Origin of the sequence: Mesorhizobium cantuariense (genome assembly GCF_042647205.1) — a bacterium.
Taxonomy (GTDB): domain Bacteria; phylum Pseudomonadota; class Alphaproteobacteria; order Rhizobiales; family Rhizobiaceae; genus Mesorhizobium; species Mesorhizobium cantuariense.
Map to the genome: position 1 here is coordinate 2520580 of NZ_JBHRVD010000001.1, position 25534 is coordinate 2546113.

Below are 25534 nucleotides of genomic sequence, written 5' to 3' on the forward strand. Positions count from 1 at the left end.
AACAGTGGCCATCGCAATCAATCCAGATCGCCTGCGAAAACAGCGTCCGATCCGATGATTCATTCTGGCCTCACCGCGCTTGGGCTTCAAGCGAACAGATCGACGCGTTCCCCCTGACAACGGCTCGGCTTTAATTCGGCTTGCGCAGCGCATTGAGATCTTTTCAGTGCCCTGCGATGTATGTATTGCTTTCTAATTCTGGCCCATAAGAGTCATTCAAGAATGCACATATGAAAATATTTCCTTCAATTGAAAAAGCGCTTCGGCGCTCGCGTGACAGGATGTTTGCGCGGCTTCGATCCTTTGATCAATTTCGTCAAATCAGCCTGCTGACGATCAACAATGATATAGTCCTGGTTACCAGGCAGTTTGCGGATCATAAGCTCACCTTCTCTCCGCATGAAATGATAGGAAAGAGTTTATTCAAGAATGGTCATTTCCAGCGTGGCTTGGCAGATAGGGTGCTCGAAATTGTTGGCGAGACAAAAGGTAAAACCCTTCTGGAAATTGGTGCAAATATCGGAACGCATAGTATATATTTGACACGTAGCGGGCGGTTCGATCGGTTAATTTGCGTCGAACCGGAGCCAAGGAACGTCAATCTCCTGAAGCAAAATCTGTTTCTCAACGATTTGACGGATAAGACAATCGTTGTTGAATGTGCGGCGGGCGATCATAACGGCGTCGTTGACTTCTATTTCGACGAAAGCAATTACGGCGCAAGCAGTATGACCAAGCCCAGGGGCGAAGCGCGCTCAACCCGAGTGCCACTTCGCAGGGTGGACGACATTCTGCGTGGAGTGGACGTTAGCCCTGACGACATCGGTCTTGTTTGGATGGACATCGAGGGAGCCGAACTGGAGGCGTTGAAGTCCATGAGGGAACTGGTTGACCGTCGCATTCCCATCTTGATGGAGTATGTGCCGTCTCGGTACCGGCCATCAGAAGCAAATGAGACGACCGCATACCTATCTCAACACTATGGGCGCTGCGTCGTCTTCAGTGGGAAGTCAGAAAGAGAGATGGACATTCGCAATTTGCCTGGCGGGGAGAACGATATTCTTCTGCTGCCGTAGAGGCTGCTCAAACCGCAAGGTAACGGTTCAGACAAGAGATCAGCGCGGCAACTATGATTCATCTGTTCAATGGCTTCCAGACCCCCTTTGGCGGCAGTGACCTCGAAACCCTGGAACTATATCGGCTGTTGAGCGCAGACGCGGAGGTGCGTCTCTGGGCAACCTCCTCCAGGGTGTCCGGCGAGCTAATGCAACGCTTTCCAATTCGCCGCATCTCGCCGCTGAAGCGGAACGTGCCGGACGGCGGCACTTATGTCTTTCTCGGAGCGCACTGGCGCAACAAGGCGTGGCCTTATCTGATCCCGCGACCGCGTCGGCTCATCTATGTCTTCAACACCCTTCATCCCAAAGTCATTGCGCTGACCACGCGCATGCCACGTATGCTGGGCTGGCCCGCCGCCGAACTGGTGCTGATTTCCGACTTTCAACGGCGCATGCAGCAAATCGACGGTGTTGTGCATCCGTCGCCGATCGAGATCGGACGTTTTTCACCACGGCTGACCAGGCCGGATGGCCCGTTCACGGTGGGTCGGCTGAGCGGCGATAGGCCGGACAAGCATCATGCCGACGATGCGCCGCTCTATGAGGCATTGCTGGCGGATGGCACCGCGATACGGATTCAGGGCGGGATGCCGCTCAAGGACAGGCTCAGGCCGCATTCGCAGCTCGAACTCATTCCGCAAGGCCGGTTTGCGGCTGAAGAGTTCCTGCGGACGCTCGACGTGTTCTATTATCGCACCAGTTCGCATGTGGTGGAGACGTTCGGCCGCGTAGTGTTCGAAGCGATGGCCTGTGGTTTGCCCGTTGTCTGTCATTCGCATGGCGGCTACGCCGACCATATCAGGCATGGCGAAAACGGTTTTCTGTTCGAGACGACACAACAAGCGGCGCGGATCCTGGCGGATCTCAAAGCCGATCCGGGGCTGCGGGCGACGGTGGGCCACAAGGCACGGCAGACGGTCGAGCAGTTGTTTTCGCCGCAGGCGCTACGACAGCGGCTGGATTTCTATCTGCGTTAGAGGCACCCCGTCGTCCGGCTCTTTCGGGCACCCTCGGCGCACACAGTGCCCAGCCTGTTTGGCATCGATCTCGACATCGCGCTAAAGGTGGCATGCAAGCGACCGGTCGGGCGGACAGTGTCGGCGGCCAACAGATTGAGCAGGACTTCTTACCGATGACATTGATGGGCGCGGCGGCACTGCTGATCCTGGTCCTGACTTACGCCGGTGTCGCCATTGGCCGCATCCCTGGCCTGCGCCTCGACAGGGCAGGGATCGCGCTGCTCGGCGGGGCTGCGATGATCGCCATCGGCGCGCTCAGCATGGAGGATGCCTACCGGGCGATCAATTTCGACACCATCACACTTCTGCTCGGCATGATGATCGTGGTGGCGCATCTGAAAGTGTCAGGCGCCTTTCGCGGCCTTGGCGCCATCGCCATCGAGCACGCGCACGCACCCTTCATGCTTTTGGTGATGGTGACGCTGTTGACCGGCGTGCTGTCGGCCTTCCTGGTCAACGACGCCATCTGCCTTGTCATGGCGCCGATCGTCGTCCACGTCACCCGCATCATCAAGCGCAACCCGATCCCCTATCTGATCGCCACTGCCGCCGCGTCGAATTGCGGCAGCGTCGCCACCATCACCGGCAATCCGCAAAACATGGTCATTGGCGCGCTGTCGGGCATTTCCTATCCTGCCTTTTCGGCAGCGCTCGCTCCGGTCGCCCTGTTCGGCCTCGTCGCGGTCGTTGTCATCATCCGCATCGTCTACCGGGCCGAATTCGCCCGCACGGTCCAACTGACGCCCGAGGTCTCGCGTGGCCGCATGCATAAGGGGCAGGTGCTGAAGGCGGTGGTGGTCTGCATCGGGCTGGCAATCGCCTTCTTCGCCGGCGTGCCGGTCGCCAAGGCAGCGCTTATCGGCGGCGCCATCCTCCTGCTCACCCGCGCCATCAAGCCGGAACGCATCTACCGCGAGATCGACGGTCCGCTGCTGTTCATGTTCGCCGGTCTGTTCGTGGTGGTCGCCGGCGCCGAAAAAACGCTTCTGACACCAGACATGATCGCCTCGGCAAAGAACCTCGGGCTGGACGATGTCTGGCGGCTGTCCGGCTTCACCGCGGTGCTCTCCAACATCATGAGCAATGTCCCGGCCGTGCTGGCGCTGCGGCCTTTCATACCCGGCCTCGAAAACCCCGAGCGCGCCTGGCTGGTCGTCGCCATGAGCTCTACGCTGGCCGGCAATTTCACGCTGCTGGGTTCCGTCGCCAATCTGATCGTCGCCGAACAGGCAAGGGCCGCCGGCACGCCGCTGTCATTCGGCGCCTTCTCTAGGGTCGGCTTGCCGTTGACGCTGACAACACTGGCGGCCGGCACGGCATGGCTGGCGTTTGGGTTCTAATGCATGTCGCTCAAGAGTGGCCCCGATTTTGGGGCAACGACATGCATAAAAACCAAAGACCTTTAGACCTGGCTGCTTGAAGCGCGCGCCCGCACAAGCGTTGCGGCGGCGTGCCCTGCCGCCCCGATATAGTCGGGGTTGTGGTGGATCAGCATGCTCGAGAAGGCGCCGTCCATGAGCAGAACGATCTCGCGCGCCAGCATATGCGGCGCGGTGACGCCGCGGGCCGACAGTTCGGCGGCGAGCCATTTTTCGAAATTTGTCTTGTGCCGCGATCCGGCCTTGACTGCCGGGTGTCCAGGCATCGAGGCAAGCTCCGCGGCCGTGCGCAGAAACCCGCATCCTTTCCATTTGGGATGGCGGGCGACACGCGCCAGATTGGTGAAAATCGCTTCGACCTTGCGGTCGGCACCACCTTCAGCGGCATCGAACCAGCCGGCCATCTGCTTCAGATTGGGCTGGTCGCGGCCATCGAGATAGGCGGCGATCAGATCGTCCTTGCTCTTGAAGTGATAGTACAGCGTCCGCTTGGTCAGCCCGGCTTTTTCGGCGATGGCATCGACGCTGACGCGGCCAATCCCTTCGGCATAGAAGAGCTTCGTCGCGGCATCGACGATGCGTTTGCGGGTGGGGCTGGATGCTTCAGGCATGGCCTCAAGTATACCGACTAGTGAATATACAAGCAATCGAAAACCTGATCCTTTCCGGTCAACGCATGCTGGAAAGGAAGCCAAATGACCGATCTTGTCCTAGGCGAGACACGTGACGGGGTAACCGTCCTCACCCTCAATCGTCCCGAAAAACTCAACGCGTTGAACTATGCCCTGATCGATTGCCTGCTTGCGATCCTTGATGACATTGAGGTCGATGGCAGCGTCCGTGCTGTCATCCTTACCGGAGCAGGGGAGCGGGCGTTTTCGGCGGGGGGCGACATCCATGAATTCTCAGCCAGCGTGGCGCTTGGCGTCGACGTCGCGATGCGTGACTTCGTCATGCGTGGGCAGCGGCTGACGGCGAGGCTGGAAGCATTTCGCAAGCCCATCATCGCTGCCGTCAACGGCATTGCTTTTGGCGGCGGCTGTGAAATCACCGAGGCCGTGCCGCTCGCCATCGCCAGTGACCGTGCCCTGTTCGCCAAGCCGGAAATCAACCTTGCAATGCCGCCGACCTTTGGCGGAACGCAACGCCTGCCCAGGCTTGCCGGGCGCAAGCGGGCGCTCGAACTGCTGTTGACGGGCGACTGGTTTCCGCCGCCGCGGGCGCTTGAGCTGGGTCTCGTCAACGAGGTTGTGCCGCATGCCGAGCTGATGCCGGCAGCATTTGATCTGGCCAAGCGTATCCTGCGGCACTCCGATCTGGCGGTCGCCAGCATTCTCACGGCGGTGGCGAGGGGCCTCAACCAGAGCATTGCCGAAGGGCTGCTGGTCGAGGCCGAGCAGTTCGCCCGCATGGCCCCGACAGCCGATCTGCGTGAAGGGCTCGATGCCTGGATCGAGCGGCGCAAGCCGAGCTACGACGGCTCATGGACGCATATCGCGCGCCCTGACGAGGCCAGGCGGGCCTCGTCGGCGCTGGATCAGGGCGCTACCACCAATCGGCCCTTCATGTTGGGGTGGAAGCGGCAGAAATAGTCGACCGGTCCCGCGGCCTTCAATGTCAGGCTTGCGGATTTCTTTGGCGGGATCATCACCTCCCAGCCACCCTTCACGGTGGCCGTGTGGGCGAACACATCCTTGTTCACCCACTCGATCGTGTCGCCGACCTTCGCCTCGACGGTGGCTGGCGAGAACACCAGCCTGTCGATGGTGACCTGGATGGTTTCAGCTTGCGCCGGAACGATACCGGCGGCCAGGATCAAGGCAATCCACAGATGGCGTTTCGGCATGCTCCCGGTCCTTACTTCAGCATGCCGGCGACGTGTTCGGCATGCTGCTCATGGCCCTGGAATATCTTCAGGCCGGTTTCCAGCAGGCTCTTCAGCTCGGCATTCTGCGCCGACGGGATCAAAAGGGTTTCGAGCGCGCCATTGACCTGCTTGTGATAGGCGACCTCGTTGTCGACATAGGCCTTGTCGAAGGCAGCACCGTCGAGCTTGACGAGCTTGGCCCTCTCCTCGGCGGCCGCCTTGCTCAGCGCCTGGCTGGTGGCGTTGTCTTCCGGCGTGACCTTGAGTTTCTTCACCAGGTCGAGCGCCTGCACATTCACCGCTTCATGGTCGCGCACCATGTCGTTGGCGAAATCCACGACCTCCTTGGTCTTCGATTTCTCGATCGCCAGCTTGGCCGCTTCAACATCGATGACCCCGGCTGTGTAGGCGATGTGGGCGATCTGCGGATCGGTCGGCTTGTCGGCGGCCTGTGCGAACGGGGCAGTGCCAAGCAGCAGCAGGGCGGCGAGCGCGGCAGTGTGTCGGATAGACATGGCATCTCCTTCGCCCGGACGCTGAATTCGCGCCGGACAGTGTTTTTCGGTTGACGGTCATTGGATGCGGTGCAGCGGCAAACGTTCCCGCCAAAATCAACTGAATCCGGCGAGGGTCAGCTTTCCAGCCCGAGCCGCCGCATGACCGCGCTGGTCAGCCTTTCGCAACGCCGGCCGGCGAAGGGGAAGGCATCGAGCAGAACCGGCCCGATCTGGTCGTCCAGTGCCTTGCGCACCAGGGCGCGGGCACGGTGCAGCCTTGTCTTGATGGTTTGTGGCCGCACGCCGAGAAGTTCGGCGGTCTCTTCGATGCTCAACCCCTCGATCACCCGCGCCACGAACACCGTCCGGTAGACATCGGGAAGGCTGTCGGTGGCTTGTTCGACCAGCTGGAGGATCTGCCGTTGCGCCATCGTCCGCTCCGGATCGTCGCTGGGGTTGAGGGGGAACCGGATGATCTGGGCTTGCGGATTTTCCGGCATGGCCACCGTTCTGCGCCTTTTGCGCAGGCGGCCGAGCGCCTCGTTGATGACGATGCGCGACAGCCATGTGGAGAGCGAGGAGTCGCCGCGAAACGCATCGAGATGGGCGAAGGCCTTGACATAGGCTTCCTGGACGATGTCCTCGGCCTCGCTGTCATTGCGCACGACGCCGCGCGCGATCCGGTAGAGCCGCTGATTGTGTGTCTTGATGATGGTGCGGAAGGCATCGCCGTCGCGCGCCAGCGCCCGCCGCACGAGCTGCATGTCGCCTGACGCAGCAGAAGGCACGGCCGTCAAGACAGCAGGCATGACCAGTTTCCTCAACCCGATCTCCGAACCGGAACCTCGATTGAGAGATTGGACGCTGTTGCCGGCAAAAGGTTCCCGAAGATTAGTCGCCGGGTCCGGCGGCGGCTACCCTACCGCGCCCAGTGAAGGCTTGTCAGCAACCTGCAGGCGCGCCGTGGCCGCCAAGAGATCGGTCTGGGTGATCAGCCCGAGAATCCGCTCGTCGTCGTCGACGATGATCACCGCATGGCTGTGGCCGTCGGTGAGCACCGGCAGCAGACCCATGGCGGCGAAACCGGCGGCGGCTGTCGCCGCGGGCGATATCACGGATCCAACCGTGCCGGAGGCCAGGGTCAGTTCCCGCAATCCCACGGTGCCTGCCAGCCTTGCCTCTGCGTTGACGACCGGCAAGGTACGGATGTTGTGGTCAAGCAGCAATTGGCGCGCCGCATCAGTGGAGGTGTGTGCGTCGACCGAGATCACATCGCGCGACATGATGTCCTCGCACAGAAGGGTCTTGTGCGCGCGCACCATCGCCTGCAATTCGACTTGCCGCAGCAATCGGTCGAGATCGTTGCGATCGATATCGAACGTCTCGTCGAGCGCACCAAGCGCGGCATCGATGTCTTCGGACCGAAAGCCGACGCGCGACTGTGCCGGCGGATCGACGGTGCCGTGGCTGTTCGCCGGTGCTGGAACCGGCACGTGCGGGTAGTTGCGCCGGGCCAGCCTGTGGAAGCCGTAGCCGAGCGCCACCAGCAGGATCGAGTTCAGCGCCACCGGCACGAACGGAAACAGGAAGCCCGCGCTGATGACCGCAGGCCCACCCAGCACCGCCGTCAAGGCAGCCGCCCCGCCCGGCGGATGCAGGCAGCGCGTGAACGACATGGCGGCGATGGCCAGCGCCACCGCGATGCCACTGGCAAGGGCGGTTTCGTGGATGAAATGCGCCACGATCACGCCAACCAGGGCCGATATCGTGTTGCCGCCGATGATCGACCATGGCTGTGCCAGCGGACTGGCCGGCACGGCGAACAGGAGCACCGCCGACGCCCCCATCGGCGCCACCAGCAGCGGCACGTGCGGGCCGTTGCCGAGCACAAGGCTGGCGATCACACCGGTGAGCGCAATGCCGATCGTCGCGCCGATACAGGCAACGAGACGCTCACGCAGCGTCGCGCCGGCAAGAATGGGAACAAAGAGGCGGAAGGCCATAGGGTTGGGAACTCTGCCGGTATTCCAGGGGAAGTCGAAAGTGTGCTGATCGCACCGCAATGACGCGGCATCGTTGAATTTGAAAGCCAAACTGATCCGAGAAACTGCAATTTGAGGGAATAGAATTCCGCTACGCAGCCGCCGCGGCGGTCAGGCCGCGCGAAATGTCGGCCTTCAGGTCGTCGACGTCCTCGAGGCCGATCTGCAGGCGGATCAACGGGCCCTCATAGGGAGCTTTTGCAACAACGCGGTCGCCGAGCCACACCGGCACGGCAAGGCTCTCATAGCCGCCCCAGGAATAGCCGAGGCCGAAAATCTGCAGCGCGTCGAGGAAGGCGTGCTGCTGCTTCTGGCCGCCACCGGCAAGCACGATGGAAAAGATGCCGCTCGAGCCGGAGAAATCCCGCTTCCACAGATCATGGTCCGGGTGGCTGGGAAGGGCCGGGTGGAGCACGCGCGCCACGCCCTTCTGGCCCTCGAGCCAGGAGGCGATGGCAAGCGTGCTGCGCTGATGGTGTTCGAGGCGCACGCCCATGGTGCGTAGGCCGCGCAGCACCTGGTAGACGTCGTCGGGCCCGGCGCAACAGCCAAGCGTGCAGAAGCTTTCGTAGAGATGCTTCCAGCAGGTTTCATTGGCCGACACCGTGCCAAGCAGCACGTCGGAATGGCCGGCCGGGTATTTCGTCGCCGCATGGATCGAAATGTCGACGCCATGGTCGAGCGGACGGAAATACAGCGGCGTCGCCCAGGTATTGTCCATCATGACGATGGCGCCAGCGGCGTGCGCCGCCTTGACGATGGCCGGAATGTCCTGCACCTCGAACGTGTTGGAGGCTGGCGATTCCGTGAACACCACCTTGGTGTTGGGCTTGATCAACGCCGCGATGCTGGCGCCGAGATCGGGGGCGTAGTACTCGACCTCGACACCCAGCCGCTTCAGCATCGTGTCGGCGAAGTTGCGGGTCGGGTGATAGACGGTATCGACGATCAGCAGATGGTCGCCGGCCGACACGAAGGCGAGCAGCGGCACGGTTACCGCTGCAAGGCCAGATGGCACCACGATCGTGCCGGCCGAGCCTTCCAGCGCGTCTATGGCGTGGGCAAGCGCATCGGTCGTCGGTGTGCCGCGCGTGCCGTAAGTGTATTTCTGGCTGCGTGCCGCCATCGAAGCCGCGTCACGAAAGAGCACGGTCGAGGCATGCACCACCGGCGGATTGACGAAGCCGAAATAGTCATGCGGATTGTTGCCCGAATGGGCAAGCCGCGTGTTGATGCCCATCCTGCTGGAGTGCTCGCTGCCGTCTTTCGCCATTCTGCGTCGCCTTGTTTGCCAAGCCGCTAGCCATAGTGCGGCGTCATGGACCGTGCAACAGCCACCGCCCGCCAGGGGATGGACTTCGAATATGCCAATTCGTCGCGGCAAAAGGTGGCGATTGGGGCGGCGTGACCCCGGCGTGCATTGTCGGCAGCTACCTCAGTCTACGCCGATCGGCCAATTGTGGGCGGCCGCGAAAGATATATAGTCGGCTGCTAATATTAATCGCCGGATTGCTTCGATCAGATGCTGCCGGATGGTTGTTGCCGGTTGACCTTCTGGTCCCCCACGATTCCGGATCGCGCTCACGAAGCGTGAGCGCTGCAAGGGGAGAATGCCATGCCCGACGTCAAATGGACAATGAAGGCGCGCGAATTCCTCAACTGCAACTGCGCCTATGGCTGCCCGTGCCAGTTCAACGCCATGCCGACACACGGTTTCTGCCAGGCGGTTGCCGGCATGGAAATCGAGAGCGGCCATCACGGCGACACCAATCTCGACGGATTGCGGTTCGTCGGGATTTTCAGCTGGCCCGGCGCGATACACGAGGGCAGGGGTGAAGCCGCGGTGGTTATCGACGAGAGGGCGACCGAAGCCCAGCGTGGCGCGCTGCTTCGCATATTGGGCGGTCTGGATACCGAACCGGGCGCAACGATATTCCAGGTCTTTTCGACCACGCTGGAGAAATTCCACGATCCGATCTTTGCCCCGATCGAATTCAAGGTCGACGTCGACGCGCGAACCGGGCGGCTACACGTCAACGGCGTAACCGACGGCCATGGCGAGCCGATCAAGAATCCGGTCACCGGCGCTGAGCACCAGGCACGCATCGATCTGCCGCACGGCTTCGAATACGCGATCGCCGAAGTTGGGCGTGGCTGGAGCAAGGTGACCGGCCCGATCAAGTTCGAACTGGCCGACACGCACAGCCATTTCGCCGATCTGCATCTCACGCAGAGCGGCATCGTGCATTGACCTGATTCAATGGGCGACACGGCCCTCGAGGCAGTGCTGCGGCGCGACCGCGCGGTCGTAACGGCCGCGCTCGTCGTGATTGCCGTGCTCGCCTGGGCCTATGTGCTGTGGCTCACCGCCGACATGGTCATGCCCGGTTCCCCCGTACCGGGCAGCACAGGCGGCGACATGGCCGGCATGGACATGGGCGGCATGGATATGGGCGCCACTATGGCGCCCGGTTTCCGGACCTGGGCATCGGCCGATTTCGCTTTCATCTTCACAATGTGGGCGGTGATGATGGTCGGCATGATGACGCCTTCGGTCGCACCGATGTTGCTGCTCTATGCCGGCGTCGGCCGCAAGGCGCGGACGGATGGCCGGCCTATCGCTTCGACGGGATGGTTTTTTGCCGGCTATCTCGCCGTCTGGGTTGTGTTCAGCATTGTGGCGACCGGTGCACAATGGATGCTCGCCCGTCTCGCCTTGCTCGATCCCTCGATGGCGACCGACAGCGCGATCCTCGGTGGCCTCGTCCTGATCGCCGCCGGTCTCTATCAATGGACGCCGATGAAGGGCGTCTGCCTGCGCCAATGTCAGGCGCCGATCGCGTTCCTGGCCAGTCATGGCGGGTTCCGCTCGGCTCCGCTCGGCGCGCTTCGGCTCGGCATCGATCACGGCGCCTATTGTCTGGGTTGCTGCTGGGCGCTGATGGCTCTGCTGTTCGTCGGCGGCGTCATGAACGTGCTGTGGATCGCCGGCATCGCCATCCTTGTTCTCCTGGAGAAGACCGTCCCGACCGGGCAGTTGTTTCCGCGCGTCTCCGGCGCGTTGATGGCTGCGATCGGCGCCTGGCTCGTCTTTCGAGCCCTTTGAGAACAGTCCTTGTCTCCGGCCGGTATTGGCCTGCAACCACCCGGCAACCAACAGATGACTGTCTTTGGACATGGCAAGTCATTGCGCATTGAGGTCAATAACGCCGAGGTGCTGCCTGGGATGGATTTCGCTGCTGCGGTCCGCATTGGCCCCGCATTTGCGTTGAATGAGCTTTGCCGGCTTTATTCGCGTTGCTGACCAAATCGCGGGCGCGTTTGTCTGTAAATCAGGCATTTGCGGCAATCGGTTTTCAAACTCTTTCGGTTTCGGTCATTTCCCTTGACCTCACGGGAATTATCGCCTTCGATGACATTCGTGAATGGGAGACGGCGCGTCGGTTACGATGTGGGGTTCCGGGAATGGGCCGGGATGGGAGCTGCGTTCACGCGGGAGAAAAAAGATCAGGGTTTGCCCTGAAAACAGAGAAAAGGGTCTGTGGGTCATGAAACAAATTGCTATCGGCATTCTTGGCGCCGCCACGCTTGGGGTGATGGCGTCGGCCGCATCGGCAGGCACGCTCGACACCGTCAAGGCGAAGGGCTTCATCCAGTGCGGCACCAACACCGGTCTGGCTGGCTTCGCGGCGCCTGACGACAAGGGTGAATGGAAAGGTATCGATGTGGATTTCTGCCGCGCGGTCGCGGCCGCCGTCTTCGGTGACGGCACCAAGGTCAAGTTCACCCCGCTCAGCGCCAAGGAGCGCTTCACCGCACTGCAGTCGGGCGAAGTCGACGTCCTGTCGCGCAACACCACCTGGACCATCAATCGCGATACGGCACTTGGCCTGAACTTCGTTGGCGTCACCTATTATGACGGCCAGGGCTTCATGATCAACGCCAAGAAGTTGCCGGGCGTCAATTCGGCGCTGCAGCTTTCGGGCGCGGCGGTCTGCGTGCAGAGCGGCACCACCACCGAGCTCAACCTCGCCGACTACTTCAAGGCGAACAAGATGGAGTACAACCCGGTCGTCTTCGAAAAGCTGGACGAGGTCAACGCCGCCTATGACGCCGGCCGCTGCGACGTCTACACCACCGACCAGTCGGGCCTCTACGGCATTCGCCTGACGCTCAGCGCACCGGCCGATCATGTCGTGCTGCCCGAGATCATCTCCAAGGAACCGCTCGGCCCGGCCGTCCGCCAGGGTGACGACCAGTGGTACCACATCGTAAAGTGGACCTACTTCGCGCTGTTGCAGGCTGAGGAACTGGGCATCACCCAGGCCAATGTCGAAGAGATGAAGAACTCGCCCAGCCCGGAAATCAAGCGCGTGCTCGGCCAGGAAGCCGATACCAAGATCGGTACCGATCTCGGCGTCTCCAATGACTGGGTCGTCAACATCGTCAAGGCTGTCGGCAATTATGGCGAAATGTTCGAACGCAATGTCGGTTCGGGCAGCCCGCTGAAGATCGCTCGCGGCATCAACGCGCTGTGGACCAAGGGCGGCCTGCAATACGCGCCGCCGATCCGCTGATCGAAATGTGATCCGGGAGGCAGGTCGTCTGCTTCCCGGTTTCTCTTTCCAGGGGACGGTTGAATGGCATCGCAGGAAGTTCTTCGCGAGGAGCCCAGCCGCGGTTCCTTCATCAATGATCCGAAGGTCCGGGGCATATTCTTCCAGGCGTTGGTCATCGTCGTGCTCGTGGCTGGCGTCTGGTGGATTGCCCACAACGTCATCGCCAACCTGACGCGCCTGCACATCGCTTCAGGCTTCGGCTTCCTCAAGGGCCGCGCCGGCTTCGACATTAGCGAGAGCGCGATCGCTTATTCATCGGATTCGACCTATGGCCGCGCCATTTTGGTCGGCCTCATCAATACCTTGATCGTCGCCATCGTCGGCATCATCACCGCGACAATCATCGGCTTCATCATCGGCATCGGCCGGCTTTCGCAGAACTGGCTGATCAGGAAGATCTGCACGGTTTATGTCGAGGTGTTCCGCAACATCCCGCCGCTGCTGGTCATCTTCTTCTGGTATTCCGGCGTGCTGGCCGTGCTGCCGGCACCGCGCGACAGCATCAATCTGCCGTTCGATTCCTTTCTCAACCAGCGCGGCTTTTATTTTCCACGCGCCATCTGGGGCGACGGCTCCTGGCTGATCTTCGTCGCTCTGCTTGTCGGCATCGCCATGGCGTGGTTCGTCGCGCGCAAGGCGCGGCAACGGCAGATGGCGACCGGCCAGCAATTTCCGGTGCTCTGGACAGCCCTGGCGCTGATCGTCGGGCTGCCAGTGCTTGCCTATGCGCTGAGCGGTTTCCCCTTGAGTTTCGATTACCCAAAGCAGTCGACTTTCAACCTGACCGGCGGCTTCCAGGTCAGGCCGGAGTTCCTTTCGCTTTATCTGGCGCTGTCCTGCTATACCGCCGCCTTCATTGCCGAGATCGTGCGCGCCGGCATCAGGGGTGTCAGCACGGGCCAGACGGAAGCTGCCGGTGCGTTGGGGTTGCGGTCCGGATCGATCCTGCGGCTGGTCGTCGTGCCGCAGGCCATGCGCATCGTCATTCCGCCGCTGACCAGCCAATATCTCAACCTGACCAAGAACTCGTCACTCGCCATCGCCATCGGCTATCCGGACCTGACGGCGACCGCCGGTACGGTGCTGAACCAGACCGGCCAGGCCGTCGAGGGCGTGGTGATCATGATGGTGATCTATCTGGCCATCAGCCTTCTGACCTCGCTTGTGATGAACTGGTTCAACGCCAAGATGGCGCTGGTGGAGAGGTGAGGTAAGGACATGCAAGAACATGATATGTCCTGGGTACGCACCGAAATGGCGCTGGCGCAGCCGGCGCCAGCCGGCGTCACGGGTTTCAGTGCGTGGGTGCGCAGGAACCTGATCGCTTCCGCCGGCGACACCATTTTGACCATCGTCGGCATCGCGCTGGTGGCGATGATCCTGCCGCAAATCATCAACTGGGCGTTCATCAACGCCGTGTGGACCGGACCGGACCGGACCGTATGCGCCACCGTGGCGCAAGGCGGCATCCAGCCGGATGGCTGGACCGGCGCTTGTTGGGCTTTCGTCAATGCCAAGTTCGGCCAGTTCATGGTCGGGCGCTATCCGATCGAGGAGCGCTGGCGGCCGATCCTGGTCGCCATCCTGTTCGTGGCACTGCTGGTGCCGATGCTCATCCCGAAGGTGCCTCGCAAAGGGCTGAATGCCATTCTGCTGTTCTTTGTGCTGCCGATCGTCGCCTTCGTCCTGCTGGTCGGCGGCATGTTTGGCCTGCCACATGTCGAGACCCAGCTGTGGGGCGGGCTGCTGGTAACACTCAGCCTGTCTTTCGTCGGTATTGCCGTGTCGCTGCCGCTGGGCATCTTGCTGGCGCTCGGCCGCCGTTCCAGGATGCCGATCATCAAGACGCTGTGCGTCGTCTTCATCGAGACGGTTCGCGGCATCCCGCTGATCACCGTGTTGTTCTTTGCCAGCGTCCTGCTGCCGCTGTTCCTGCCGGCCGGCGTCAGCTTCGACAAGTTCCTGCGCGCGCTGATCGGCGTGTCGCTGTTTGCCGCCGCCTATATGGCTGAAGTGGTGCGCGGCGGCCTGCAGGCGATCCCCAAGGGCCAGTATGAAGGGGCGGACTCGCTCGGTCTCGGCTACTGGCAGAAGATGTATTTCATCGTCATGCCGCAGGCGCTGAAGCTGGTCATCCCGGGCATCGTCAACACCTTCATCGGCATGTTCAAGGACACCAGCCTGGTCATCATCATCTCGATGTTCGACCTGCTCGGCATTGTGAAGCAGAACTTCTCCGACCCCAGCTGGGCAACGGCGCAGACGGCCAGGTCCGGCCTGATCTTCGCGGCCTTCGTCTTCTGGCTGTTCTGCTTCGGCATGTCGCGCTATTCAATGTTCACCGAACGCCGGCTCGACACCGGCCACAAACGCTAAACAAAAGAACAAGGGGACCCTGTCATGGCCACCGAAAATGCCGTCAGCGCGGAAGAGATCAAGGTCAATGCCGCCAAGATGCAGATTTCCACCACCGATGTCGCCATCGACATCATCGCCATGCACAAATGGTATGGCGAATTCCATGTGCTGAAGGACATCAATCTGAAAGTGATGCGCGGCGAGCGCATCGTCATCTGCGGCCCTTCGGGCTCCGGCAAATCGACGATGATCCGCTGCATCAACCGTCTGGAAGAGCACCAGAAGGGCAAGATCATCGTCGACGGCAAGGAACTGACCAACGATCTCAAGAAGATCGATGAGGTGCGCCGCGAGGTCGGCATGGTGTTCCAGCACTTCAACCTGTTCCCGCATCTGACCATCCTGGAGAACTGCACGCTGGCGCCGATCTGGGTGCGCAAGACGCCGAAGAAGCAGGCCGAGGAAATCGCCATGCATTTCCTCAAGCGCGTCAAGATCCCGGAACAGGCCCACAAATATCCCGGCCAGCTGTCCGGCGGCCAGCAGCAGCGCGTGGCGATCGCCCGCTCGCTGTGCATGAACCCGCGCATCATGCTGTTCGACGAGCCGACCTCGGCGCTCGATCCGGAGATGATCAAGGAAGTGCTGGAGACCATGGTTGGCCTTGCCGAAGAAGGCATGACCATGCTGTGCGTCACCCACGAGATGGGCTTTGCCCGCAAGGTCGCCAACCGCGTGATCTTCATGGATCAGGGCCAGATCGTCGAGCAGAACACGCCGGCCGAGTTCTTCGACCATCCCCGCCACGAGCGCACAAAGCTGTTCCTGTCGCAGATCCTGCACTAGCCTTTCGATGTTTGCGAGAAGCCCGGCTGAAACAGTGCCGGGCTTTTTTGCGTATGGACGAGCAGGAGGCGGGCGGTTGCTGTCACGCCGGAATGCGTTTGCAGGGCCGCTATTCATGAAAAGACTGGGACGTTTTCTTGGCCTTGTTTCGATCGTGGCTGCGCTCGCCGTCGGGCTGGGTACTCTCGTACCGCGACCGCTGTGGCCGCCGGCCGCCGCCGCGCCCGCCGCGCCCCGCCACATCCTGGTGCTGAAGAACCCGATCCACACCGACATCGCCATCCCGGTCGATGATGCCGTGCGCCAGCGCTTCCACTTCCTGGTCGACGCCGGCATACCCGCCGGCAGCCCGGAGGTCCGCTACATCGTCTTCGGCTGGGGCGGCCGCGCTTTCTACCTGGAGACGCCGACATGGTCTGAGTTGAAGGCGGTGCCGGTGATGAAGGCACTGACCCTTGACGCGTCGGTCATGCATGTCGATGTCGCCGGTGACATCGTCGAATCGCGCCCGGACGTTGCGGGGTTCGACATCGCTGAGGATCGGTTCGCGGCGCTGCTCGATTTCATAGATGCGAGTTTCCAGCGGGGTCCGATGGGTCCGATCCTGGTCCCGGATGCGGCCTATTCCAGGTTCGACGGCTTCTACGAAGCCAATGGCCATTTCAACGCGCTGGTTGGTTGCAACACCTGGGCGGCGGCGGCCTTGCGCACCGCCGGCCTGCGCACCGGCTGGTGGAACCCGCTGCCTGTGTCGCTTGGCCTGTCGATGAGCTTGTACAATTAGACGGCCAGAGATGTCGCCAAACGGGTCAGCCGGTCTTGCGTTCCTGCTTTGCCACATATTCGCGAAGCGCCTTGTTGATCGCGCTCTGGTAGCCGCGACCATCCGGCTCGCGTCTCTTGAACCAAGCAACGAGATCGGAATCGAGACGAAGGGTCAGCTGTTGCTTGATCGGTTTGAAGTAGGGATTTGGGACCGCGTTCTGCCAGAACTTTTCGGTCAATTCGGGAATATCGCTGGTATCGACATCGCTCTCCGGTCGCGCTCGCAACGCCGCGATCTCCGCATTCTGGGCTTCCGTCAGAGGAGGTGGATTTGCCGGATCGAATTCATATCGAACGATTTTGCGCATAGTGCCGTTTCTCCTTGGGCGTGGCTCGCCGCGCTGAAATAATGCGGATCACCTCGCCCTCATCTTCCTCTCGATCAGCGTGTGCAACCAGCAATACCAATAGGGTGTCAACCAAGCCGGTTGTCTGCCAACGATATTCGCCTTCTTCAATTCGGTCCTGCTCCGTTAGCGCGAAAGGATCGGAGAAAACGCGAACGGCGGTGTCAAAACTCACGCCATGCTTGCGGAAATTGGATTTCGCCTTCTCTGCGTCCCATTCAAATCGCAATTTGAGCCTCGTTGACTACAAAAATGTAACTACAAATTGCCATTACGTCAAGGCTGGTCAAATACGACGATCAGAGTGCCTGCCAGCCGTAGAGCCAGTCCAGATCCGCTGCGAGTTTCTCCGACGTGCGCATTTTCAGGAACAGATTGCGGGCGATAGCCACTGGGCCCGTGGCATGCCAGGCAAGGCGGTTGATGGCGCCGCGACGAGCGACCCTGGCGACGCGCGGCCGCCGCAGGTTCTCCCAGATTTGAAGACTTCGTGCCGGATCGGCAGGGAAGTCGGCGATGATATCAGCAAGCATCGCTGCATCCTCGATCGCCATCGCCGCACCTTGCGCCGCGAACGGGGTCATCGCATGCGCGGCATCGCCGATCAGCGCCATGTTGCCGGTCGTCCAAGGTTGTTTGCTGTCGACCGTATGGATCGGCCACGCCGTCCACGGGCCGGCCTGCTCGACCAGATGGGCAAGTGCTGCCGCCGTGCCGCGCAGGGCATGGGTCAGGATCCCGGCATCGGCGTTGCCGGACCAGCCCTCGGCGATGCGGTCCCCCTTGGTGAAGGCGGCGAGATTGAAGGCAGCACCCTTGCTGACGGGATAGGCGACCATATGGAAGCCGGGATGCAGGAAGGTGGTGACGCAATTGGTTGCACCGATCGCGGCAAAGGCTTGTCCGGCAGCGCTTTCGGCGGGAATGGTGACACGCCAGGCCAGTTCGCCTGAAAAGTGGCTTCTCGGCGAGGCGACCCTTCTTGCCGAATCGGCAAGTGCGCGCATCGACGACCAGACGCCATCGGCACCAACCAGCAGGAAGCCCTCGGCCTCGATGGTTTTGCCGTCGATCTCGGCCGTCGCGGTGATGCCATGCGGGCCGGTGGCAACGCTGCTGACGCGGGCGCCGGTGGTAAGATGGATATCCGGCATCTCGGAAACCCGTGCCATCAGCGCGCTCTGCAGATCAGCCCTGTGAGCGACGAGATAGGGCGCCTGCCAGCGCGTTTCGGCGGCTTGCCCCAACGGCACTCGCGCCAGTTCGCGCAACGTCGCGGCGTCCTTCAGGACCACCGCTTCCGGCCGCACCGCTGCCGGCAGCAGCCTGTCGAGCACACCAAGTTGGCGAAGGATGCGTGTCGCATTGGGAGAAAGCTGGATGCCGGCGCCTGCCGCTTCCAGGCGCTGCGCCTGTTCGAACACTTGCACAGGGTAGCCGCGTTCGGCGAAAGCCAGCGCTGCGGTTAGCCCGGCGACTCCCGCCCCGGCGATGACGACTTGCCGGGAGCGCGTGTCATCCATCGGGCTTGTCGCGAAGGAATCAGGCGGCCTGGTCGATGTAGATGCAACCGGCCGGCAGCGTTTCCGTCGCCTTCAGCTTGGGCGAATAGCGGTAGAGCGTCGAGCAATAGGGGCAGACTTTTTCATTGTCGTCGCCCATGTCGAGAAACACATGCGGGTGATCGAAAGGCGGGTTGGCGCCCGTGCACATGAATTCCTTGACGCCGATGTCGATTGCCGGATGGCCCGCATCGTTCTGAAAATGGGGAATGGAACCGCCTGCCATCGTCGTCTCCTTAACGCAGTCGCTTCTGCATCTGGATCATAACAGGCCTCTTTGCAAGATCGATGAAATGAAACTGTCGCAAAAGCCTGTCAGAGGATAAGTTAAGCCGGTTAACCGGCTTGAGCGGGTGGGAAGAGCAGGAACCATGAACGAACTGAAGCCGGTGCAGAGCGAATTCGTGAACGTCGAGGTGGCCCGTCCGGAAGGCGGCAACCCCGATCGCTTTGTCAACCGAGAGTTTTCCTGGCTGCAGTTCAACCGGCGCGTTCTCGAAGAATCGCTGAACCTCAATCATCCGCTGTTGGAGCGCGTCCGCTTCCTGTCGATCTCGGCCGCCAATCTCGACGAATTCTTCATGGTCCGCGTCGCCGGTCTTGCCGGCCAGGTGCGCGAGGGCATCACGTTGAAGAGCCCTGACGGGCGCACCCCCGAACAGCAGCTCGAACAGCTGCTGCGCGAGGTCGAGCGGCTGCAGGAAGACCAGCAGAAGAGCCTTTCGGCGCTGACCGTGCTGCTCAACAAGGAAGGCATCGAGACCATCACCCGCGACGTGTTGACCAAGGACGAGAAGATCTGGCTGGAAGACCATTTCCAGGAGCAGGTGTTCCCGGTGCTCACGCCGCTGTCGATCGACCCGGCGCATCCGTTCCCGTTCATTCCCAATCTCGGTTTCTCGATGGCGCTGCAATTGCGCCATCGCAAGAACGGCGAAGAGATGAGCGCGCTGCTGCGCCTGCCGGTGGCGCTGAAGCGCTTCATCCGTCTGCCGGACCGCAAGCATCATGTCCGCTTCATTCCGCTGGAAGAGGCGGTCGGCCTTTACATCGGCAAGCTCTTCCCCGGCTACGAGGTCAAGGGATCAGGTACGTTCCGCATCATTCGTGACAGCGATATCGAGGTCGAGGAGGAGTCCGAGGATCTGGTGCGCCTGTTCGAAACGGCGCTGAAGCGGCGGCGCCGCGGGTCGGTGATCCGCATCGAATTCGACAGACTGATGCCTGGCGAACTGCGCGACTTCGTCGCCGGCGAACTCGGTATCTCGTCGAGCCGCATCAGCGTGCTCACCGGGCCGCTGGCGCTCAGCCAGATTTCCGAAATCGTCGCCGTCCCCCGCGACGATCTGAAATTCACGCCCTACAATCCGCGCTTTCCCGAGCGCATCCGCGAACATGGCGGCGACTGTTTCGCCGCCATCCGCGAGAAGGACATCGTCGTCCATCACCCCTACGAATCCTTCGATGTGGTGGTTCAGTTCCTGCGCCAGGCGATGGCCGACCCCGAAGTGGTGGCGATCAAGCAGACGCTTTACCGCACCTCCAATGACAGCCCGATCGTGCGCGCGCTCGTCGACGCGGCCGAGGCCGGCAAGTCGGTCACCGCGCTGGTCGAGCTCAAGGCGCGCTTCGACGAGGAAGCCAACATCCGCTGGGCGCGCGATCTGGAGCGTGCCGGCGTGCAGGTCGTGTTCGGCTTCCTCGAATTGAAAACCCATTCGAAAATGTCGCTGGTGGTGCGGCGCGAGGACGGCAAGCTGCGCAACTATGTGCATCTTGGCACCGGCAACTACCATCCGGTCACCGCGCGCATCTACACCGACCTGTCCTTCTTCACCACTGATCCGACGATCGCCCGCGACGTCGCCCAGCTCTTCAATTTCATCACGGGCTATGCCGAACCGACCGACGAAATGCGGTTGGCAATCTCGCCGTTCACGCTGAGAAACCGTATCTTGAAGCACATTGCCGATGAGATTGCCCATGCCGTGCAGGGGAAACCGGCGCGTATCTGGATGAAGATGAACGCGCTCGTCGATCCGATCATCATCGACGCGCTTTATGACGCCGGCCGAGCCGGCGTCGAGATCGACCTCGTCGTGCGCGGCATCTGCTGCCTGAGGCCGCAGGTTCCGGGCCTGTCGGAAAACATCCGTGTAAAATCGATCGTCGGCCGCTTTCTCGAGCACAGCCGCATCTATTGTTTCGGCAACGGTCACGGCCTGCCGTCGGACGAGGCCATCGTCTACATTTCTTCGGCCGATCTCATGCCGCGCAATCTCGACCGCCGCGTCGAGACCATGGTGCCGATCACCAATCCAACTGTGCATGAACAGATCCTTGGCCAGATCATGCTGGGCAACATCATGGACAATCAGCAAAGTTTCGACGTATTGGCTGACGGGACCTCCCGGCGCGTGGTGCTGGAGGAGGGCGAGGAACCGTTCAACGCGCAGGAATATTTCATGACCAATCCGAGCCTGTCGGGACGGGGTGACGCGCTGAAGTCGCATGCGCCCAAGCGCATTGCGCAGTTCAAGCGCCGCAAGAAGAACGCCGCAGCGTCCGGCTGATGCTGTCTGATTCCCAGGGCCGGTTGCAGGACCGCCGACCGCTGTCCATCATCGACATCGGATCGAATTCGATCCGTCTCGTCGTCTATGAGGGACTGGCGCGCTCGCCGACCATGCTGTTCAACGAAAAGATGCTGGCCGGTCTCGGCCGTGGCATCGTCTCGACCGGCAAGCTCGACCCGGAAGCGGTGACGCGCTCGATGGAAGAGTTCCGCCGCTTTCGCGCGCTCTCCGACCAGGCCGGTGCCGAGCATATGTATGTGCTGGCCACCGCCGCCGCCCGCGAGGCGGTCAACGGTCCCGATTTCATTCGCCGTGCCGAGGATGTGCTGAAGACCGAGATCCGTGTGATCAGCGGCCGTCAGGAAGCCTATTATTCGGCGCTCGGCGTCATTTCCGGCTTCCACCCGGCCGATGGCATCGCCGGCGATCTGGGCGGCGGCAGTCTCGAACTGGTCGACGTCAGCGGCGAAGCGATCGGTGACGGCATAACGCTGCCGCTGGGTGGCCTGCGCCTGCAGGACATGGCGAAAAACTCGCTGACCCAGGCGGCGAAGATCACCCGTGACGAACTGGCAAAGGCGAAGCTGTTGAAAGGCGGGCAGGGCAGGCCCTTTTACGCCGTCGGCGGCACCTGGCGAAATCTCGCCCGGCTGCACATGGAGATGACCAACTATCCGCTCGGCGTCATGCACCATTACGAGATATCAGCCGAAAGCGCGACGAACTTTCTCAAGCAGGTGGCGAAGGCCGAGATCGAGAAGGTCAAGGGGATCGAAGGCGTTTCGAAGAACCGCCGTTCGCTGCTGCCTTATGGCGCCATCGTGCTGCAGGAGATCATGGCGGCGATGCAGCCGTCGAAGATCATCGTCTCGGCGCTCGGTGTGCGCGAAGGCTTTCTCTATTCGCTGCTCGACGCTGCCGAGCAGAAGGCCGATCCCTTGATCTCGGCCTCGGAGGAACTCGCCCGCCTGCGCTCACGCTCCGTCACCCATGCGCATGAACTTGTCGACTGGACCGCCAGGACTTTTGCCGCTTTCGGCATCGACGAGACCGAGGACGAGGCGCGCTACCGCCATGCAGCCGCATTGCTGGCCGACATCGGCTGGCGCGCGCATCCCGAATATCGCGGCAAGCAGTCGCTCAACATCATCGCGCACGCGTCCTTCTTCGGCGTCGACCACCCCGGCCGTGCCTTCCTGGCGATGGCCAACGCCTATCGTCACGACGGCATCTTCAACGAAGCCATCGCCCCCGAAATCAAGGCGCTGGCGCCGCCGCGTTATCTGGAGCGGGCACGAGTGCTGGCCGCGATGATGCGCGTCGTCTACCTGCTGACGGCGTCGATGCCTGGCATCATGCCAAGGCTGAAATGGGAACAGCGCACCAACGGCGTACTGGCGTTGGTGCTGCCCGCGTCGCTGGCCGATCTCTATGGCGAACGGCCGGCAGGACGCCTGGCGCAGTTGGCAAGGATCAGCAACCGCCGGCTGGTGCTGGCCGTCGAGGGTGGGCCGAGTGTGTCGGTGAAATGAACACGGCCTACCAGAGCGTGATTTATCTGACCCACGCGGATATTAGGTCAACTCAATCGCGCCACTTGTCAGCGGCTTCGCGTTTGAAGACCGGCTTCCCCCACTCCGTCGCTGCTTCGCAGCGCCACCTCTCCCCCCTCCGGAGGGAGAGGAAGGGAGCCTAGCGTGGGGAGCGTTGGTTAGAATAAGTTCGTGCCCTTCCTCTACCCCGTCGATCGGGGGAGAGGTGGCTCGGCGAAGCCGAGACGGAGTGGGGGTCGACCTGTCTCGGGCGTCGAGAGTTCAACCCGGGGCAATATGCCTGGTTGGTTCCGGGCCTGCCCTTGGATTTAAGACGATATTAAACCGCGCCGCGCTCATCCGCCGACCATGCGCCGGCGCCGGCCATCGCCAGTGCCAGGAAGCCGCCTGATATGGCGATGTCCTTCATCAGCATCTGCTGGTGCATGAAGGCGAGCGTCGCGTCGCCGCCGCCCTGGCCGTAATGGCCGATGAAACCTGCGGCAATGCAGAAGGCGGCGAGCAGCAGCGCCGTGATCCGGGTCTGGAAACCGACCAGGATGAACAGCCCGGCGATCAGTTCGAACAGTCCCGTGCCCCAGGCGGCAAGCGTCGGCAGCGGCAGGCCGAGGCCGGCGAAATAGCCTGTCGTGGCGGCAATATCGCTCAACGCCTGGAAACCGGAGGGCACGAACAGGGCGGCGAGCAGCAGCCGGGAAAGCAGAAGCAGCGCGTTGCGGGGCATGCGTTCACCTCCGTTGTCGGCCGCCGGTTGGCCTCGTCCCGATGCTCCTGATCCTAGCAGAAATTGCGGCCGGCAGATCGGCGGGCATACACCGACAACGAAAAAGCGGCGCGGAAAATTCCGCGCCGCTTTTTTTGTTCAGCTGTGGTCAGGCTTGGCTCAGCCGCGCTTGGCGTCGACCGAATAGGAGCCGGCGCCCGAGGAAGCCAGCAGGAGGAAGCCGCCAGCGATGGCGAGGTTCTTGAGAAACTGGATCATCTGCATCTGGTCGGCCCAACCGGTGTGGGCGACCAAGCCGGTAGCGACCGTGAAGATCGCGAGCACCCAGGCCACGGCCCGGGTCTGGAAGCCGACGAGGATGGCGAGACCACCGAGAAGCTCGATCAAGCCGACGACAATGGCCGTTACGGTCGGCAAGGGCAGGCCGAGGCTGCCGAAATAGCCGGCTGTGCCGGCGATGGCGGTGAGCTTGCCGAAACCTGAAAGCAGGAAGATGACCGCAAGCAGGACGCGACCGAGGAGGATGGTGGTCGAGGCATTGGAAGCGCCGGAACCGGCGACTGAAGTGTTTATGGACATGGTTTTCTCTCTCCGGGAGGGGTTGATACCGGTGAGATAGAGCAAGCCGACTGTTCACCAAAGCCGCCAGACTGGCGACACATTGTTCACAGCGCTTACATTTCCGTGATCGGGCGGCCTGCGCAAAATTCACGTCGGGTCGGGTTGCGACGGGAGTAAATTTTCCCGTCGCCAAATGTCCTACCCCGGATGCGTCATATCCTCCGGCCGCACCAAGCGATCATAATCGGCCTCGCTGACCAGCCCGGTGGCGAGCGCTTCCTCGCGCAGCGTGGTGCCCTTCTTGTGCGCGGTCTTGGCGATCTTGGCGGCATTGTCGTAGCCTATGGTCGGCGCCAGCGCCGTCACCAGCATCAGCGAGCGGTCGAGTGCCGCCTTGATGTTGTCTTCCCGCGCTTCGATGCCGACGACGCAATTGTCGGTGAAGGAGACCGAGGCGTCGGCGAGCAGCTGCACCGACTGCAGGAAGTTGTAGGCCATCAGCGGGTTGTAGACGTTGAGCTCGAAATGACCCTGGCTGCCGGCGAAGGTGAGGGCCGCATTGTTGCCGAACACCTGCACGCAGACCTGCGTCATCGCCTCGCACTGGGTCGGATTGACCTTGCCCGGCATGATCGATGAGCCCGGCTCGTTCTCCGGCAGCGACAGTTCGCCGAGGCCCGAACGCGGGCCGGAACCGAGGAAGCGGATATCGTTGGCGATCTTGAACAGCGCCGCGGCCGCCGCGTTGATGGCGCCGTGCGAAAACACCATGGAATCATGGGCTGCCAGCGCCTCGAACTTGTTCGGCGCGGTGACGAAGGCGATGCCGGTGATGGCAGCGATACGATCCGCTACCCGTTCGGCAAAGCCGACGGGCGCGTTGAGGCCGGTGCCGACGGCGGTGCCGCCCTGCGCCAGTTCCTGCAGGCCCGGCAACGTCAGCTCGATGCGCTTGATCGACGAGGCGACCTGTGCGGCATAGCCCGAAAATTCCTGGCCAAGCGTAAGGGGAGTGGCATCCTGCGTGTGCGTGCGGCCGATCTTGATGATGTGCGCAAAGGCCTTGGTCTTGGCTTCAAGTGCCTTGTGCAGATGTTTCAGTGCCGGCAACAGGTCGTGCACGATGCGCTCGGCGCAGGCGATGTGCATGGCCGTCGGATAGGTGTCGTTCGACGACTGGCTCATATTGACGTGGTCGTTGGGATGCACCGGCTTCTTGGAACCCATGACGCCGCCCAGCATCTCGATCGCTCGGTTGGAGATCACCTCATTGGCGTTCATGTTGGACTGCGTGCCCGAACCGGTCTGCCAGACCACCAGCGGGAAATGCTCGTTGAGCTTGCCGTCGATGACCTCTTGCGCCGCTTCGACAATCGTCTTGCCGATCGCCGGGTCGAGCCGCTGAAGGTCCATATTGGCTTCGGCTGCCGCCCGCTTGACGATACCCAGCGCGCGCACGATCGACGCCGGCTGCTTTTCCCAGCCGATCTTGAAATTGCCGAGCGAACGCTGCGCCTGCGCGCCCCAATAGCGATCGGCGGCGACTTCGATCGGGCCGAACGTGTCGGTTTCGGTTCTGGTCTTTGGCGTGCTCACAGATCTCTCCTTGTCGAAGTCGGCAACGGCGTATCGCGTTGCACA

At 61.9% G+C, this 25534-nt stretch carries 26 protein-coding genes; 13 read left to right on the forward strand and 13 right to left on the reverse strand.

Annotation, left to right across the window (positions count from 1 at the left end; translation table 11 throughout):
* Positions 1-230: 230 nt before the first annotated feature.
* The 3 genes from ACFOJ9_RS11745 (at position 231) to ACFOJ9_RS11755 (ending at position 3477) form a co-directional block, all read left to right on the forward strand.
* Positions 231-1076 carry an FkbM family methyltransferase gene (locus ACFOJ9_RS11745; RefSeq protein ID WP_378979024.1) on the forward strand — a complete coding sequence of 282 codons (846 nt, stop codon included), beginning with the start codon at positions 231-233 and terminating at the stop codon, positions 1074-1076.
* 188 nt (positions 1077-1264) lie between these two features.
* Positions 1265-2095, forward strand: a complete 831-nt coding sequence (locus tag ACFOJ9_RS11750; protein ID WP_378979025.1) for a glycosyltransferase — start codon at positions 1265-1267, stop codon at positions 2093-2095.
* A gap of 155 nt (positions 2096-2250) precedes the next feature.
* Positions 2251-3477: an anion transporter gene (locus ACFOJ9_RS11755; protein WP_378979026.1), complete on the forward strand. Its 1227-nt coding sequence runs from the start codon at positions 2251-2253 to the stop codon at positions 3475-3477.
* Positions 3478-3539: 62 nt separating this feature from the next.
* Here the strand turns inward: ACFOJ9_RS11755 and ACFOJ9_RS11760 are convergent, their stop codons facing one another.
* On the reverse strand, positions 3540-4127 hold the full coding sequence (locus tag ACFOJ9_RS11760) for a TetR/AcrR family transcriptional regulator (RefSeq protein ID WP_378979027.1): 588 nt from the start codon (positions 4125-4127) through the stop codon (positions 3540-3542).
* Positions 4128-4211: 84 nt separating this feature from the next.
* Between ACFOJ9_RS11760 and ACFOJ9_RS11765 the strand changes: the two genes are divergently transcribed.
* A complete protein-coding gene (locus ACFOJ9_RS11765; RefSeq protein WP_378979028.1) occupies positions 4212-5108 on the forward strand; it encodes a crotonase/enoyl-CoA hydratase family protein in 897 nt (298 codons plus the stop codon).
* On the opposite strand, the gene ACFOJ9_RS11770 is transcribed toward ACFOJ9_RS11765, so the two are convergent.
* From ACFOJ9_RS11770 to ACFOJ9_RS11790, 5 genes are all read right to left on the reverse strand, one after another.
* Positions 5054-5362: a cupredoxin domain-containing protein gene (locus ACFOJ9_RS11770; protein ID WP_378979029.1), complete on the reverse strand. Its 309-nt coding sequence runs from the start codon at positions 5360-5362 to the stop codon at positions 5054-5056. The two genes, ACFOJ9_RS11765 and ACFOJ9_RS11770, sit on opposite strands and share 55 nt — an antisense overlap.
* 11 nt (positions 5363-5373) lie before the next feature.
* Positions 5374-5898 (reverse strand): DUF4142 domain-containing protein, encoded by a 525-nt coding sequence (locus ACFOJ9_RS11775; RefSeq protein WP_378979030.1) that lies wholly within the window; start codon positions 5896-5898, stop codon positions 5374-5376.
* A gap of 116 nt (positions 5899-6014) precedes the next feature.
* Positions 6015-6689: an RNA polymerase sigma factor gene (locus ACFOJ9_RS11780; protein ID WP_378979031.1), complete on the reverse strand. Its 675-nt coding sequence runs from the start codon at positions 6687-6689 to the stop codon at positions 6015-6017.
* A gap of 105 nt (positions 6690-6794) precedes the next feature.
* Positions 6795-7883 (reverse strand): HPP family protein, encoded by a 1089-nt coding sequence (locus tag ACFOJ9_RS11785; RefSeq protein WP_378979032.1) that lies wholly within the window; start codon positions 7881-7883, stop codon positions 6795-6797.
* A gap of 130 nt (positions 7884-8013) precedes the next feature.
* A complete protein-coding gene (locus ACFOJ9_RS11790) occupies positions 8014-9195 on the reverse strand; it encodes a cystathionine beta-lyase (protein ID WP_378979033.1) in 1182 nt (393 codons plus the stop codon).
* A gap of 342 nt (positions 9196-9537) precedes the next feature.
* Between ACFOJ9_RS11790 and ACFOJ9_RS11795 the strand changes: the two genes are divergently transcribed.
* From ACFOJ9_RS11795 to ACFOJ9_RS11825, 7 genes are all read left to right on the forward strand, one after another.
* The gene (locus ACFOJ9_RS11795; protein ID WP_378979034.1) at positions 9538-10173 is read left to right on the forward strand and encodes a DUF1326 domain-containing protein; all 636 of its coding nucleotides are present in this window, start codon (positions 9538-9540) and stop codon (positions 10171-10173) included.
* 9 nt (positions 10174-10182) lie between these two features.
* Positions 10183-11028, forward strand: a complete 846-nt coding sequence (locus ACFOJ9_RS11800) for a DUF2182 domain-containing protein (protein WP_378979035.1) — start codon at positions 10183-10185, stop codon at positions 11026-11028.
* A 442-nt stretch (positions 11029-11470) separates the two neighbouring features.
* Complete coding sequence (locus tag ACFOJ9_RS11805) at positions 11471-12499, forward strand: amino acid ABC transporter substrate-binding protein (RefSeq protein ID WP_378979036.1); 1029 nt, start codon at positions 11471-11473, stop codon at positions 12497-12499.
* A 63-nt stretch (positions 12500-12562) separates the two neighbouring features.
* On the forward strand, positions 12563-13750 hold the full coding sequence (locus tag ACFOJ9_RS11810) for an amino acid ABC transporter permease (protein ID WP_378979037.1): 1188 nt from the start codon (positions 12563-12565) through the stop codon (positions 13748-13750).
* A gap of 9 nt (positions 13751-13759) precedes the next feature.
* Positions 13760-14917, forward strand: a complete 1158-nt coding sequence (locus ACFOJ9_RS11815) for an amino acid ABC transporter permease (RefSeq protein WP_378979038.1) — start codon at positions 13760-13762, stop codon at positions 14915-14917.
* Between the two features lie 78 nt (positions 14918-14995).
* The gene (locus ACFOJ9_RS11820) at positions 14996-15745 is read left to right on the forward strand and encodes an amino acid ABC transporter ATP-binding protein (protein ID WP_031260969.1); all 750 of its coding nucleotides are present in this window, start codon (positions 14996-14998) and stop codon (positions 15743-15745) included.
* Between the two features lie 115 nt (positions 15746-15860).
* Complete coding sequence (locus ACFOJ9_RS11825) at positions 15861-16529, forward strand: TIGR02117 family protein (RefSeq protein WP_378979039.1); 669 nt, start codon at positions 15861-15863, stop codon at positions 16527-16529.
* A gap of 25 nt (positions 16530-16554) precedes the next feature.
* Here ACFOJ9_RS11825 and ACFOJ9_RS11830 read toward each other — a convergent pair whose 3' ends face one another.
* The 4 genes from ACFOJ9_RS11830 to ACFOJ9_RS11845 all read right to left on the reverse strand — a co-directional run bounded on the left by ACFOJ9_RS11830 (position 16555) and on the right by ACFOJ9_RS11845 (position 18705).
* Complete coding sequence (locus tag ACFOJ9_RS11830; protein ID WP_378979040.1) at positions 16555-16878, reverse strand: BrnA antitoxin family protein; 324 nt, start codon at positions 16876-16878, stop codon at positions 16555-16557.
* On the reverse strand, positions 16856-17146 hold the full coding sequence (locus tag ACFOJ9_RS11835; protein WP_378979041.1) for a BrnT family toxin: 291 nt from the start codon (positions 17144-17146) through the stop codon (positions 16856-16858). Before ACFOJ9_RS11835 ends, ACFOJ9_RS11830 begins: the two co-directional genes overlap by 23 nt.
* 70 nt (positions 17147-17216) lie before the next feature.
* Positions 17217-18440, reverse strand: a complete 1224-nt coding sequence (locus tag ACFOJ9_RS11840; RefSeq protein ID WP_378979042.1) for an FAD-dependent monooxygenase — start codon at positions 18438-18440, stop codon at positions 17217-17219.
* A gap of 19 nt (positions 18441-18459) precedes the next feature.
* A complete protein-coding gene (locus tag ACFOJ9_RS11845; RefSeq protein WP_378979043.1) occupies positions 18460-18705 on the reverse strand; it encodes a zinc-finger domain-containing protein in 246 nt (81 codons plus the stop codon).
* A 145-nt stretch (positions 18706-18850) separates the two neighbouring features.
* Between ACFOJ9_RS11845 and ACFOJ9_RS11850 the strand changes: the two genes are divergently transcribed.
* Complete coding sequence (locus tag ACFOJ9_RS11850; RefSeq protein WP_378979044.1) at positions 18851-21052, forward strand: RNA degradosome polyphosphate kinase; 2202 nt, start codon at positions 18851-18853, stop codon at positions 21050-21052.
* A complete protein-coding gene (ppx, locus tag ACFOJ9_RS11855; protein ID WP_378979045.1) occupies positions 21052-22587 on the forward strand; it encodes an exopolyphosphatase in 1536 nt (511 codons plus the stop codon). The genes ACFOJ9_RS11850 and ppx overlap by 1 nt, the downstream gene beginning before the upstream one ends.
* A gap of 340 nt (positions 22588-22927) precedes the next feature.
* Here ppx and ACFOJ9_RS11860 read toward each other — a convergent pair whose 3' ends face one another.
* The 3 genes from ACFOJ9_RS11860 to fumC form a co-directional block, all read right to left on the reverse strand.
* Positions 22928-23332, reverse strand: coding sequence for a DoxX family protein (locus ACFOJ9_RS11860; RefSeq protein WP_378979046.1), 405 nt, complete (start codon positions 23330-23332; stop codon positions 22928-22930).
* A gap of 159 nt (positions 23333-23491) precedes the next feature.
* Positions 23492-23911 (reverse strand): DoxX family protein, encoded by a 420-nt coding sequence (locus ACFOJ9_RS11865; protein WP_378979047.1) that lies wholly within the window; start codon positions 23909-23911, stop codon positions 23492-23494.
* 180 nt (positions 23912-24091) lie between these two features.
* Positions 24092-25489: a class II fumarate hydratase gene (gene fumC / locus ACFOJ9_RS11870; RefSeq protein WP_378979048.1), complete on the reverse strand. Its 1398-nt coding sequence runs from the start codon at positions 25487-25489 to the stop codon at positions 24092-24094.
* Positions 25490-25534: the final 45 nt, after the last annotated feature.